This window comes from Oceanobacillus sp. FSL K6-0251, from assembly GCF_038004725.1.
GTDB classification, from domain to species: Bacteria; Bacillota; Bacilli; order Bacillales; family Amphibacillaceae; genus Oceanobacillus; species Oceanobacillus oncorhynchi.
In genome coordinates, this window is sequence record NZ_JBBORS010000001.1 from 4,018,293 (window position 1) to 4,033,319 (window position 15,027).

The window sequence follows — 15,027 nt, forward strand, 5'->3', positions numbered from 1 at the left end:
AACTGGACATAAGGAGGCTGAATAATGAAGCATGTTATCGGTGTTGATTTGGGGACAAGTGCTGTGAAGCTTTTATTAGTTAATCAACAAGGAGATGTTGTAAAAGAAGTTTCAAAAACATATCCCCTCTTACAAGAAAAAACAGGCTATAGCGAACAGAACCCTAAAGATTGGGTAGACCAAACTGTCGCCGGGCTTTCTGAACTAATTCAACAATTCGAAGGTAAACCAGATGACATTGAAGGTATCAGCTTTTCTGGACAAATGCATGGACTGGTTCTGCTCGATGAAAATCAAAATGTTCTTCGTAATGCAATTTTATGGAATGATACACGAACTACAGCGGAGTGTCAGGAGATTTATGAAAAAGTGGGAAAAGAAAGACTGCTTCGTATCACGAAAAATTTAGCATTAGAAGGATTTACATTACCTAAATTATTATGGGTAAAAAATCATGAGCCTGAGCTTTATAATAAAGTAAAAACGTTTTTGTTACCAAAAGATTATGTCCGTTTGAAGCTTACTAAAAGTTTGCATACGGAATATTCCGATGCAGCTGGTACCTTATTGCTAAATGTAGCAGAAAAAGAATGGAGCAAGAGTATTTGTGATTTATTAGATATCAATTTGGATATATGTCCACCCTTGGTAGAATCTTCTGAAGAAATTGGAATATTGACCCCTGAGATCATTGAAAAAACTGGTCTGTCCAAATCAACTCGCATCTTTACTGGCGGTGCTGACAATGTATGCGGCGCAATTGGATCAGGAGTCTTAACAGAAGGTAAAACAATGGCCAGCATCGGGACATCCGGGGTAGTTCTCGCTCATGAAGACCGTAGAGATCGCAACTTTCAGGGAAAAGTTCACTATTTTAATCATGGCGTACCAAATGCTTATTATACTATGGGAGTGACACTAGCGGCTGGTCAAAGCCTTACGTGGTTTAAAGATACTTTCGCAGAAGAAAAAACGTTTGACCAATTGCTTAACGATGTTGATAAAGTTCCACCGGGTGCAAATGGTTTACTATTCACACCTTATATTGCAGGTGAACGCACCCCCTATGTTGATGCATCTATTCGTGGAAGTTTCATTGGAATAGACAGTTCTCACAAGATGAAACATTTTGTACGGTCTGTTATGGAAGGAGTTACATTTTCGTTAAATGAGTCTGTCCAGTTATTCCGGGACCAAGGGAAGAAAATCGATCAAATTATTTCCGTAGGTGGTGGTTCAAAAAATGAGATATGGCTGCAAATGCAAGCAGATATCTTTAATACAGAGGTTGTCAAATTATCCAATGAGCAAGGTCCAGGAATGGGAGCAGCAATGTTAGCAGCTTATGGTTGCAGGTGGTTTAGAACACTTGAAGATTGCGCAGATACTTTTTTACATGCAGAAAAAATATATAAACCGATAGAAGAAAATGTAGTAGTTTATCAAACTTTATTTAAACTCTACCAACAAGTCTATACTTCAACACAATCACTAAATAAAAAGTTGATGCAGCACCGGCAGTAATACATGGAGTCATGAGATTGATAATTTAAAAGATAACTGCTCCACGCAGTTATCATAGAAGAAGCTAGTAGAAACAATCAAAAAAATTTCATTTTAATATGTAAGGGTTCTCTTTATGGCAGGTTGACGTTATCTTTTCATTAAAAATGGAGGTATGAAAATGCATGCTGCACAATCGGAGCAAAGTGAAACACAAATAGTAAAAACGCAAAAGCTAAAAATGAGTGAAAAACTAACATTTGGTATAGGAGATTTTGGAGCAAATTATAGCTGGACCTTTATTGCCTCTTTTCTCACTATATATATGACGGATACAGTGGGGATTTCAGCTGGAATAATTGGAACGATTATTCTAATCTCCCGTGTTACAGATGGGTTCACTGATTTATTTATGGGGACCTTAATCGATAACACGAATTCAAAGATGGGCAAAGCCAAACCATGGGTGTTTTGGACAGCTCCCATTCTCGGTTTATTGACATTTTTATTATTCAATGTGCCAGGGGCATTAGACCAAACTGGAAAAATCATATATATTTTTATCATCTATTTGTTAATCTCTGCAGTTTTTTATACCGCTAATAACGTCGCTTATTCTTCTCTGACTTCTCTTATGACAAATGATAAGAATGATCGCGTTTCATTAGGAAGCATCCGCTTTATTTTTTCACAGCTGGCTGTTTTATCCATTACAACATTTACGACTTTTTTTGTAAGCGGATTCGGCGGCGGTCAACAGGGATGGACGATTACTACAATAATTTATGCTTTTTTATGCGCGGTCCCTTTGATGATTACCGGGTGGTTTGTAAAAGAAAGAAATATTGCTAAGCGAAAGACTGAAAATAATACAACACAAAGAGTTCCCTTTTTTCTCATAATGAAAGTATTGTTAACAAATAAATACTTTATTATCACAATTGTTTTGTACTTGCTTTGGTATTTAAGGCAGACTGATAACGGTATCAGAGTTTATTATGCTACTTACGTATTTAACAACGCTGACATCATGGCTATATTAAGCTTAGCAACTACTGTTCCAACAATAATAGGATTAATGTACACACCTAAATTTGTAGAAAAGTTCGGAATTCGAAGAAGTATCGTCATAGGGTTAATTATTTCCATTATCTCTTATTTGATTATGACCGTATTCTCTGAGAATTTAACGTTACTGACTATAGGTCTTATTGTAAACGCTATCGGTGTTGTTCCTTTCACAGGTGCACTTAGCGCTATTGTAGCAGACGTAGGAGATTTGATTTATTGGAAATCAGGAGTTCCTGTACAAGGATCTGTGTTTAGTTTAACAAGCGCTGGCATGAAGATTGGATCTGGGTTACAAGGGGCTATCGTCGGTTGGACACTTACTATTGGCGGATACGTTGCTGGTTCTTCCATTCAACCGGACAGCTCGATTTTAGCAATGAAATCCATGCAAATTTATTTTCCTTTTGCATGTATCATCATTATTATGCTAGTCACATTCACATTAAATTACGAAAAATTTATTCCATCTGTTAAGAAAGAAATTCAAGAAGGAAAAGTTGGCGAGAATCGTACTAAAAACTTAGTGAAACTTTAATTATATTGGGAGGAAATAAAAAATGACTTTTGAATATCATGTAGCGAAAAACGGGTCTGATATGGCCGAAGGAACAAAACAAAATCCTTTTTTAACAATTAACAAAGCAGCTTCTATTGTAGTGGCAGGTGATAAAGTTATTGTACATGAAGGAGAATACAGAGAACGAGTAAACCCTCAAAATTCCGGATTAAGCAATCTCAGAAGAATCACTTACGAAGCAGCAGAAGGTGAAAAAGTAATTATTAAAGGTTCAGAGCATATCCAAGATTGGCAGGAAGTAGAAAATAATGTATGGAAAGTTCAATTACCTAATTCATTTTTTGGAGAGTACAATCCCTATACCGAAGAAATTTTTGGTGACTGGGTCGTTTATAACCCCGGAAGACATTTAGGAGACGTTTATTTAAATGGTATGTCCTTTTACGAAACAGAAAGCTATGAACAACTACTGGATCCCGAGATACAAACAGAAGTATTAGATCATTGGACAAACGAAGTCGTCCCTGTTCATAATCAAGAGCAAACAAAATTTGTTTGGTTTGCAGAGGTCGATGAATACTACACAACAATTTACGCTAATTTTCATGAGTTTGATCCAAATAAAGAATTAGTAGAAATAAACGTTAGAAAATCTGTGTTTTATCCAGAAAATACAGGTATTGATTATATTACAGTTAAAGGATTTGAATTAGCACAAGCAGCTACTCCTTGGGCACCGCCTACCGCTGATCAACCTGGACTGATTGGTCCTCATTGGAGTAAAGGCTGGATAATCGAGGATAATATCATTCATGATGCGAAATGCAGCGCAATCAGTATTGGAAAAGAAGCCAGCACTGGAAATAACTTTAGCAGCAAACGAAAAGATAAGCCGGGTTACCAATATCAATTAGAATCTGTGTTCCACGCTCACCAAGCAGGTTGGAACAAAGAAAAAGTCGGTTCCCATATTATCCGAAATAACACAATCTATGATTGCGGCCAGAATGGCATCGTAGGTCATCTTGGCTGTGTATTTAGCGAAATCTATAATAATCATATTTATAACATTGCATTAAAGAGAGAATTTTTCGGGCATGAGATAGCAGGTATTAAATTACATGCCGCGATTGATACGCAAATTCACAATAACCGTTTCCATGACTGTTCTCTAGGCATATGGTCAGATTGGCAAACACAAGGTACGAGAATAAGCAAAAATCTATTTTATAGAAATAATCGCGACTTGTTTGTTGAGGTTAGCAGTGGTCCTTATTTAGTTGATCATAATATACTAACTGCAGACTATGCTTTAGATAATCATGCACAGGGCGGTGCTTACGTAAATAATATCATTCGCGGCAAAATGGTTCATCGCAAAATGTTGGATCGTCCAACTCCTTACCATTATCCACACAGCACAAAGGTAGCTGGTTTTGCAGCTACTTATGGCGGAGATGACCGTTTTTATAATAATATATTCATCGGCGATTCCAACTTTGAAGGAGTTGGCACAGCTCATTACAACGGCTATACAGCGTCATTAGAGGAGTATATTGAGACTGTAAAACAAGAGCCCGGCGACCATGAAGCATTCCATAAGGTGAATCAGCCTGTATATATCAATCATAATGCCTATTTCAACGGAGCAGCTTCTTTTGAAAGGGAAAAAGATAAGCTTGAAGTAAATCGTTTTGACCCTAAACTACGTATTATTGAAGAAGGCAATGAAGTGTATCTCTCTTGTGAACTTCCGGATGATTTTGAAAACATCCTCGGAGAAATCCAATCTACCGGAACGCTACCTCGAGTACGAATTGTTGATGCAGATTTTGAAAACCCAGATGGAAGTGAAGTTACTTTAGATACAGATTATCTGGGTAAACAAAGAAAAGAAAAAAGTGTTTTGGGACCAATTGTTGATTTAAAAAATGGAGAAAACTATGTGAAAGTCTGGGGATAAATGTTAGTCTAAACGAGATAAAATTAAATAAAAAGGGCTTGGATTATCAAGTCCTTTTTTCACTTACTCATATTGGAGTTGATCTTATGAAAGTAAACACAAAATACTTAAATGAAACGTGGAAGCTTTTCGTCTTAAAAAATGATTTTGGTATGGAGGTAAATATATTAAATTTCGGCGGAATTATCACGAAAATTAGTACTCCAGATAAAAATGGAAAAGTTGAAAATGTTGTTTTGGGATATGATAACTACGAAAATTATGAGACAGACTCTTATTTTTTGGGCGCTATTATTGGCCGAGTAGCTGGACGAATCAAAAATGCGCACTTTTCATTAAATGGAAAACAATATGAACTAGAAGCAAATGATGGAGTAAATCATTTGCACGGCGGCTCCAATGGATTTCACCAAGTCCTTTGGGAAGGAGAAACATTTGAATCAGATGCGTACGCAGGCGTCATCTTGCATTATATTAGCAGTGATGGCGAAAATGGTTTCCCCGGAAATGTGAAGACAGACGTTACATACACATTAACCAAAGACAATGAATTAATATTGGACTATTGGGCACAGACAGACGAAACAACACCGCTTACTTTAACAAATCATTCCTATTTTAATTTAACAGGCAATTTACGTGATTCAATACATGATCATCATGTTACGATAGATAGCCATCAATTTACAGAGCTGGATGGTGCCTTGTTACCCACTGGAAGATTACTTGATGTAAAGAACACCCCCTTTGATTTTACTCAAGGTCGGACGCTCAAGGAAGGTATAGTATCAAATTTCGAACAGAATAAGATTGTAGGAAATGGTTTTGACCATTATTTTATATTCGATCACGATAAAAAGGAAAATGTATTTGTCAGCGAGAAGACGAGTGGACGCACGCTTGCTATTGAAACGAATCAGCCAGGAATGGTGATGTACACTTCAAATAGTTTAGATGATGGGGCGGCGTTGTTGGAAGGGACAACTCAAAAGTATTTGGGTGTGTGTTTTGAAACACAGGGATTTACTGGTTCATTGCATGATGATGGTTTGCCTAGTATTATTTTGGGGGCTGGGGAGGTGTACCGGAAACGAACGGCGTTTCGATTTGGGGTGGAAAAGTAAGTTATAATGCTCTCCTAAACAATTATGAGTATTAAATGCTATAAATTTATACGTAAGGCTTTTGATGCTGACCTGATATTTTTATTTAAATATTTAAATTATCTCGAAAAAAAACGCCTAAATCGAAAGGTAATTCGATTTAGGCGTTTTAAGAAATTATTACTTTTGGTATTCCTTCATATGTTCCAAAAACAAATTCTCATAATATGAGTACCATGATAACGGCATCCTTAAGGATACTTCATTCAGTAATCTTGAAGATAAATTTCAAGAAAATAATGATGCTACAATTTATACAGAATCTATTTCTAAGTTTCGATTAATCTTTTCTATAGTAATCCCATCCAGATTCTTCTTACACTTCAATTCTTATCAGCGTCAATAAAGCATTAATACATCCTTGAGAAAAGTTTACAGTATGAAGCATTACCTAATTGTTCGTTTTAATTACTTCTTTAATACAGATTAAAACTTTTTATACCATCCTATAAAAGATGCAAAAAACCATCCCAAATAACGTCACAAACGTCGGCGTTAATGAGATAGCTAGAATATTAATTGCATATTCGGATTTCTTTTATTTTCATTACAAAGAAGATCACTTTAATTAATTGCTTCCTTTTTAATCATAACGATTTCAGAATAAGTTTACTTTCAATTAATCACGTAGCTTGTAGTTGAACGTTGTATCGATATCGATCACCGCGATAAAAAATCTCAGCGTATTCAATCAGTCGCCCCTGCTGATCTTCTGTCATTCTTTGCACATATAACAAAGGGCTATTTTCTGGAACTTTTAAATAGTCTGCTAAATATTTATCAGCTATAACAGACTCAATAGTTTCTTTCGCTTTATTTATAACATATCCTTTTTGACGAAATAATTGATATAAAGAAACATCTGGTGCATTTAGTTCTTCTGATGACAATTGAATAAAATCGGGACAATATACTCGCTGGAAACCAATCGGAACATCATCAATCAATCGTAATCTTTCATGACAACTCACCATGGCACCTTTAGGCAATTCAAGCTGAGAACACACTAATGGAGAAGCTTGAATATTCTCTTTGAATGAGATTAACAATGATTCTATCGCCCGTCCGTTATTTTCTTCAGAAAAACTCAATAATGTTTGCAGTTGTAATGATTCTTTTTTACTTAATACAATTGTACCAACACCATGAATTCGTTGGACATACCCTTCATCAACCAATAATTGTACTGAATTCCTCACAGTAATCCGACTTACATTATACCTTTTCTGCAACTCTGGTTCAGCAGGCAGCAAATCACCAACGACGAATTCGCCGTTGATGATTTGCTTTTTTAATTCTTCATATATAGCTATATATTTAACGCTGGTTCCCTTCATTATCTTCCACCACATTTGCTAATGAATTTGCTAACTCTACTAAATTATAATCATTGGCGGCTTGTACAGTATCGAATAAAGAGATAAAACGCTTATCAGATAAATCTATAAAAGCTCCAACCATCGACCCGACAATTGTTGCAATGGTATCCGTATCATATCCTATATTTACGGCATCAATGACTGCTTGTAAAGCATCCTCTTTGTTTAAAGCAATAATTCCAAACGCACAAGGTACTGCTTCTGATATATGCAAGCCACTGCCTACCACTTGTGATAAGCGACGTAATTTCTCATCTTTTGTACCAAAGCCATCAACTATATTATACGCTAATTGGATACGCTCCACAACACTTGGTCCTGCAACTTCCCGAGAAATGAACTGCGCCTTAGTTTCACCTCGGATAGCACCATAAAGACCTGCGCTTAATGCTTCATCAACCGTTGCATGAGGTGCTAAAGAAGCACTTGTTGCAGCAGCTACTGCACATGCTCCAGAAATCGCCAAGGAATTATCATGCGTCACTTGCGTAATAGTAATGGCAGAATCAATTGCCTGTTTCAAATTATCCGGATTCAAAATACCTGCTGGCGCAATCTTCATCGCCGCACCATTAGTTGCTTTGGAAGCATAATCTACCGTTGCTGCTCCAGGCAATGGCTTCATTTTCAACGAAGGGTCTTTATACATTGCTACTGCACTTCTTGTAGTTGGACCTGCAAAGCGATCAAAATACCACGGAACCTCTGACCAATCTAAAATTGCTTTAACCACAATATCCCTATCAATCACACCTTTATTCCGTAAAATTGCTTTGCTAAGAAAATAGATTTGTGAAAAATCATCCGTTACCTGCCCAGCCTCATTTCCTAATGCAAAAGCTGTTTTACCAGGTTTTTCCATTGTCGTCACTGGTTGGCCAAAATGTGTGCGAATTTGATCAAATGACATGTTCTCCGTAACCGCTCCCATTGCATCACCAATTGCTGCCAATCCTAAAATTCCTTGTATTTTTGTATTTAAATTCACTTCTATCATCCTTTCATTGATTCATTTGATATACTTACCTCGATTTAGACATTTCTGCCTCTGGATCTTTCACACCGAAAATAAGCGTTAAGATCATACCACCAAAGAATGAAATGGCCAAACCGACAATATACGCCCATAACGTTGGACCTGCGAATGCAGGAATTGTAGTCAGACCTCCAAATATAAAAGCATAACCAACTACATTAAATGCTCCCATAAATGCTCCTCCCAGTGCTGCTCCTATACATCCAGCTACTAATGGACTCTTAAATTTCACACCTAACCCATAAATCGCCGGCTCTACAATCCCTGATAAAAACACAGAAGTCATCGCAGTTAGTGAGAATCCCTTTAACTTTTTACTTCTAGTGCGTAAGAAAATAGCTAGTGCTGCTCCTGCCATCCCAAAATTAGCATTTGCACCATAAGCAATAAAAGCAGAATATCCGTTACTTGCAATCTCCGGAATAATTACCATTGTATTCGGCGCCCAATGCACTCCAAATAATATTAAAATATTCCATATCCCACCAATAAATGCTCCAGTAATAATTTGGTTAGCACCTGTAAACCAATCAATAACATTGGCAACCCCAATACTTAAATAATTCCCTAGCGGTCCGAATATCCCTGCAGCAACCGGAACCAATACCAATAACAATATCGTAGGTATCACAATCATGTGTAAACTATTTGGCAATTTCTTTTTCATATAGTGTTCCATTTTTGATTGTAACCAAGTAGTTAAAATAGCTGGAATGATTTGACTTGTATAATTAAAAACAGGAATAGATATCCCTAGAAAAACTACTGTATTTCCGCCATCTCCTTCTATCAAGTCAATAAACTCAGGCATAATCAAAGCTCCTAATACCGCAATCGCAATATATGGACTTGTATCAAATCGTTTAGCAGTTGTAATTGCTACTAAAATAGGTAAGAAATAGAATACGGAAGTCGCAGCCAGTGTTAAGATTAAATTCGTTGTGCTTTCAGTTGATAACCACCCTAATTCATTTGCTAAAATTGTAAAACCTCGAAGTAAACCAGCCCCAGCTAATAATGGAAGTAAAGGAGAAAAAATACTAACAACTAACGCAACAAATTCATTAAACCAATTACCTTTTTTATTATCGTTAAAATGAGTATTTTCCGAATCATCAGGAACAGCCTCATCGTCCGACTTCCATAGTTTTATAAACTCCTTATAGACATCGCCAACATGTGTGCCAATTATTATTTGAATCCCTGAATCCCTATCAACAATACCTGTCACACCATCCAATGATTCTATTTTTTTAGTTTCTACCAATGTACGATCTTTCAATGTAGGGCGTAAACGAGTTGCACAATGCGTTATTGACACTACATTATCTGAACCTCCCATCAACGATAATAATTGATCCGCCAGAAATCTTGATGTTCCCATAACTTCTTACTCCCTTCTAATTATAGTATAAACACTACAAGACAACAAGACGTTATGACGTCTTATCGTTAAATCTATAATATAATATTTTTTCAAAAATGTAAACGGTAACAAAAAATATCTTCTATTGAAAATTAACACCTTTTTATTTCTAAATTTCTTTATATACTTAGATTCGACAAGTAACAGTAACAATTCTCTAACAGATTTTTAATTGATAACTAGAGATTCTATCCAATACAAAAACTCCCTAGAGAATATAAAATCTCTAAGGAGTTTTTATTTATTAATTGTCGCCTTAAGTTTATAATTCGGTACACTCCAACCCTATCAATTATTACTTCCATCAACGAAATCTATTACTTTCTATCCCCATCATTTTCCACCCCCCTATTCATCTCCCATCTTTCCCTTCTTCCGCTCCATCCCAAACTTAATCCATCCATAAATCACCGCAACCGCTCCAAAATAACAAACACCAATAGATAAATAAGCTAAAATCTCCCAAAATATCATGTGTGATTCTCCTCCTTTATCCCTCAGGATCAAGATCCTCTTGCATAAATGCGCGAGTTGGCTGTTTATTCTTCGTCAATTGATGTGCAATAAAGAATGTAAACAGGTTTATGCAGATTCCAACAATTAATGTAGGGATTTGGAATGGTTCGTTAAGGCCGTAATTCCATAGGAGAGAAGAGATAATCCCCGCCAGGATAGCTGGTATCGCAGCGTATGGCGATACTTTCCTGTCTCTCGCTTTCCCCCATAATAATGCAATAATAATAACGGGAACAATGGACGGCGCCCAAAGGTCAAAAATGAATACCATTAAGTCGAAAACATTTGGAATTAAAAGGGCAACAAGAATTCCGCCAATTCCTACGATAAGTGTGGACCATTTGGCAAGGGTAAGCATTTGCTTATCTGTTGCTTTCGGATTAATAAATTCTTGATAGATATCCCTCGTGAAGATGGTGGAAGCAGTATTTAAGATAGAATCTCCAGTGGACATAACGGCTGCAATAAGCCCTCCGAAAATCAATCCGACAGCGCCGGTTGGCATATGCTCTAAAATTAATGTGGTAAATACAAGATCCGGATCGGTGCCTGGAAGAAGAACAACACCCGCTAGTCCGATAAAAACGACAGCAGTTGTCATGAAAAAGTAAAAGATGCCAAGGTAGGTCACCGAGCGCTTACTATCTAATGCATTTCTGGATGAAACATACCTCTGAATGTAAAAAGGAGCTAATGCTTCCCCCAGTAAGAAGGTTAAGAAGAAAGCAATCATGGCAGCAACGGTCCAGCCGCCGGTAAAATCTAAAATGCCGGCATCGATGGGGCTGACTTTTTCAACGATGGCTGGTACGCCGCCGATATTATTTAGTGCCAATGTCAATGTTGTTGCAACGCCGACGGTTAAGATAATAAATTGAATGGCATCCGTATAAATAACGGCCAGCATGCCGCCTCCCCAAGTGTAAATTACCGTAATAACAGAACCCAAAATAGTCATTGGAATATAATCAAATCCCGTCAAGGTTTCCAGAATTCTTCCCATTGCCAGCACCTGTACCCCAAACATTCCTACGCTATATAAGAAAGAAAAGATACCGGACACCAATTTCCCAGAGCGTCCATAGAAATATCCAAAAACATCTCCTACGGTGTAGACATTCCCCAGATTTCTAACCCGCGGCGCGACAAATTGTCCGATTAAAATTTGGCTGAAAACAACACCAAAAACGGCAAGAAAGATAACCACACCAGTCTCGTAAACGAACGCCACCCTGCCAATGGTTGCTCCGCCGCCGGCTAATGTTGCTGCAAGCGTCGCAAAAATAAGAGCCATTGGCATGGAACGGCCGGCAACGGTATAGTCTTTAAAACCGGAAATTCTTCTCATGGAATAGTAACCAATGTATAAGACGAGCGCTAAATAAAATAATACGATAATAACATCAAAGGTATTTACTGGCATATATCTTCCCCCTCATTTTATGATTTTTCAAATCGTGCTGGTGAGAAAGCTTCTATATTCAAGTCTGTTTGCCCGGTTAGGATGATTTCGGAAATCATTTTCCCGCTTACGGGTGCCATAGCCAAGCCTACCATGGCATGACCGGTACAAATATACATATTGTCCAGATGAGGTATCGCCCCAATAACCGGCATGCCATCAGGAGTCATTGGTCTCATCCCTCCCCATTCTTCTTCGGTATCTCCTTTGATTTCTTCCTTTAGATATTGAGATGCAGCCGACCGAATCCCCTGCACACGTTTCTTATCGATGTTTACATTTTTTCCAGACAGCTCCATGGTTCCTCCGATGCGGATAGCATGGTCAAAAGGAGTAATTCCTCCCTTTAAATCACCGAGATAAAGCGGATGATCGATTTCTGTTTTAGGATTCGTGATTGTAATACTGTAGCCTTTCCCTGCAGTCAGCGGCAGCTTATAATTCAGCTTTTTTCCTATATCATCAGACCACGCTCCGGCGGCCAGCAGGAACGCATCCGCTTCAAAAACTTCCTGCTTGGTCTTTACCGAAGTAATCTGATTCTCCTTCTTTTCAATATCTATCACTTCTGTATTTGAATACAGCTTAACTCCCAATGCTTTTAATTTTTCTACCATCCCTTTGGAAAAGGATTCCGGGCGAATATGGTATTGATTCTCTAAAAAAATGCCGCCCTTTACATCATCAGAAAGTGCAGGCTCTAATGCTTTAACCTCCTGCTGATTTTTGTACTCCGGCTTTTGATGTCCATACTGATGCGAGACAGCTTTCAGGCGCTCTAATTTCTTCTTAAGGTTCGCCTCATAGAGAAATACAAACAGCATTCCTTTTTTATGCAATTCGAAATCAACGCCATCCTTTTGAATCTCATTAAATAGAGATAAGGTATGCTTGCTCGTCGTTAATAAAGCCTCTTCCCCTTTTTTAAAAGCCGCTTCATTACAATGTTTCATAAATTGCGTCAACCAGCCGGACAGCTGCGGCATGGCAGAAGGCTTGATATAAAGCGGGCTGTCTTTTTTCATTAGCATTTGGATGGATTCCGTTACCAGCCCGGGTGTCGGCACCGGCTCATGGATTGCAGGACAGACCCATCCTTGGTTGCCCCTGGAGCACGCCATGCCAAATTCTCCTTTTTCAATAATCGTCACCTCTGCACCGGATTTTCTTAAAAAATAGGCGCTGGTAAGGCCGATAACGCCTCCACCAATTATGATTACTTTTTTCAAGATAAGGACTCCTTTGTTAAGCATTTGTGAAACAGTAAGATTAATCAGTAATTATTAAATTTTTCGTTAATTAAATAGATGCTTTATTCGATGGATTGTTCTATCTCGAATTATTGCCTGGCAACACATAAAGCTTGTTTTCTGACAGGCTTAGTTAGCACCCTCTTGATATTTTACAATTTTCTAATTTCTATTATACAAGATTAGACAGAATATTGCTTTATTTTGTTTTAATTTATTTAATATATGGCAGTAATATCAACTTCTAATAAATAGGTTAATCTTTAGCTTATCATTAAAAACTCTTACTTTTCCCTCAACAGCAGCACAACCTATTAGCCTTATAATCTACCTTATCCAAAATATAGCACATTCCAAAGCATCCCACATAAGCTACAACAATCTCATTTACATTATTCTTAACTAATCATGTTTCTATCATTCACACATCCTAAGACCGTATTCCCTATCAAAACACCTTCACACTTATTCAATAATAGATAATATTCTCTATTTTTATAATTTTAGAAGGATTTGTATTCATTCCTAGCGAATTTGATAGTATAACAAAATGGGAGGGGTATCTATGAAAAAGATAAGCAAAAAGCTTTTAATGTTCAGTCTTGCCGGGGCATTTGTTGTGGGAGGATCAACCCTTACTTCACCGGCTGTCCATGCAGTAGGAAACGGGCCAAATTACAATGGCAATGAAACGGTTAATACTTCCATTCTTACTACCTACGATGAAATGGTTGATTATCTTAAGAAACAGGACTCAAAACAAAGTCAAATGGAATTGGAAGTGATTGGCCAATCTATGAAAGGTCGCGACCTATATCTTGTTAAATATATCTCCAACCCTGAAAACCCAACTATTCTTTTTTTAACACAACAGCATGGTAACGAGCAATTGACAACAGAAGGGACGCTTGAGTTCATTAAACACCTGGGAACTGGTAAAACAAAAGGTGTGCTAGATAATGTGAATGTGTTGATTGTTCCGATGTTGAACCCTGATGGAGCAATGGGAGATGTAGATTTTGATTTAGATGATTATATTGCTAGCGGAGATCGTCATCTAACAAGATACAATGCGGCAGGCGAGGATTTAAATCGTGATCATGTGAATAAAGTTTTCCCGGAAACACAAGCCCTGCATAATAATGTATTAAGTGCTTACGATATTGATTATATGATAGACCTGCATCATCAGGGAGCTAATAGTGAACGTGATGGAGAGCTAGTGTCTGGTTCCATCCTTTATCCGACTACGGAAAATGCAGACCCTGAAGTTGTTCATAAATCCAAACAATTAGGTGCTGTGGTGTTTGATAAAATAGATTCAACTGGTTGGGGACATCTTGGTAAATATAATGGCGGTTCTGCCGAGACAATTTCCCGAAATGGAATTTCTGTCGAATACGGAATCTCTACCCTGTTATTTGAAATGCGCGGCATGTCGGATCATTCCAATGAATCCGCCATTTTAGGACAAAAAAGTAATGGCTATTTAATAAAACAAACAGTAAATACGTTGGATGCTGCTGTTAGGGCCATTTCAGATGGATCTATCAACAATAAAGATGTTTCTTTTTGGGATACTTTACCAACACAATCTACGAGGACAACGGAGTAAATAGTTATTTCCCCATAAATCATGATAACTCGTACTATACCTTGAACTTCTCTAGGCAGTTTTAGAAAACGGAGCATTTAAGGGATTCTAAGAAAGCGATTATTACTTTCTTAGAATCCTTTACTT

The 15,027-nt window shown here is 37.4% G+C and carries 11 protein-coding genes; 5 read left to right on the forward strand and 6 right to left on the reverse strand.

All coding sequences use genetic code 11. The features are described from left to right. Positions 1-24 precede the first annotated feature (24 nt). The 4 genes from xylB to MKY45_RS19830 all read left to right on the forward strand — a co-directional run bounded on the left by xylB (position 25) and on the right by MKY45_RS19830 (position 6,178). A complete protein-coding gene (xylB, locus tag MKY45_RS19815) occupies positions 25-1,524 on the forward strand; it encodes a xylulokinase (RefSeq protein ID WP_341173291.1) in 1,500 nt (499 codons plus the stop codon). Positions 1,525-1,684: 160 nt separating this feature from the next. Next, positions 1,685-3,109, forward strand: coding sequence for an MFS transporter (locus MKY45_RS19820; RefSeq protein ID WP_341173292.1), 1,425 nt, complete (start codon positions 1,685-1,687; stop codon positions 3,107-3,109). A 22-nt stretch (positions 3,110-3,131) separates the two neighbouring features. Next, positions 3,132-5,054, forward strand: coding sequence for a right-handed parallel beta-helix repeat-containing protein (locus MKY45_RS19825; RefSeq protein WP_341173293.1), 1,923 nt, complete (start codon positions 3,132-3,134; stop codon positions 5,052-5,054). Positions 5,055-5,140: 86 nt separating this feature from the next. After that, positions 5,141-6,178, forward strand: coding sequence for an aldose epimerase family protein (locus MKY45_RS19830; RefSeq protein WP_341173294.1), 1,038 nt, complete (start codon positions 5,141-5,143; stop codon positions 6,176-6,178). 662 nt (positions 6,179-6,840) lie between these two features. Here MKY45_RS19830 and MKY45_RS19835 read toward each other — a convergent pair. The 6 genes from MKY45_RS19835 to MKY45_RS19860 all read right to left on the reverse strand — a co-directional run bounded on the left by MKY45_RS19835 (position 6,841) and on the right by MKY45_RS19860 (position 13,265). Continuing rightward, positions 6,841-7,554 (reverse strand): GntR family transcriptional regulator, encoded by a 714-nt coding sequence (locus tag MKY45_RS19835; RefSeq protein WP_256705101.1) that lies wholly within the window; start codon positions 7,552-7,554, stop codon positions 6,841-6,843. Further along, on the reverse strand, positions 7,535-8,593 hold the full coding sequence (locus MKY45_RS19840) for an ADP-ribosylglycohydrolase family protein (RefSeq protein ID WP_256705102.1): 1,059 nt from the start codon (positions 8,591-8,593) through the stop codon (positions 7,535-7,537). Before MKY45_RS19840 ends, MKY45_RS19835 begins: the two co-directional genes overlap by 20 nt. A 25-nt stretch (positions 8,594-8,618) precedes the next feature. Beyond that, positions 8,619-10,016: a PTS transporter subunit EIIC gene (locus tag MKY45_RS19845; RefSeq protein ID WP_256705103.1), complete on the reverse strand. Its 1,398-nt coding sequence runs from the start codon at positions 10,014-10,016 to the stop codon at positions 8,619-8,621. 390 nt (positions 10,017-10,406) lie between these two features. Then, entirely contained in the window at positions 10,407-10,532 is a 126-nt protein-coding gene (locus MKY45_RS19850) for a hypothetical protein (protein ID WP_256705104.1), read from the reverse strand. A gap of 16 nt (positions 10,533-10,548) precedes the next feature. Next, positions 10,549-11,997, reverse strand: a complete 1,449-nt coding sequence (locus MKY45_RS19855; protein ID WP_341173295.1) for a sodium:solute symporter family protein — start codon at positions 11,995-11,997, stop codon at positions 10,549-10,551. Positions 11,998-12,014: 17 nt separating this feature from the next. After that, positions 12,015-13,265 (reverse strand): NAD(P)/FAD-dependent oxidoreductase, encoded by a 1,251-nt coding sequence (locus MKY45_RS19860; protein WP_341173296.1) that lies wholly within the window; start codon positions 13,263-13,265, stop codon positions 12,015-12,017. Positions 13,266-13,851: 586 nt separating this feature from the next. Here MKY45_RS19860 and MKY45_RS19865 point away from each other — a divergent pair. Next, a complete protein-coding gene (locus MKY45_RS19865; protein ID WP_341173297.1) occupies positions 13,852-14,901 on the forward strand; it encodes a M14 family zinc carboxypeptidase in 1,050 nt (349 codons plus the stop codon). Positions 14,902-15,027: the final 126 nt, after the last annotated feature.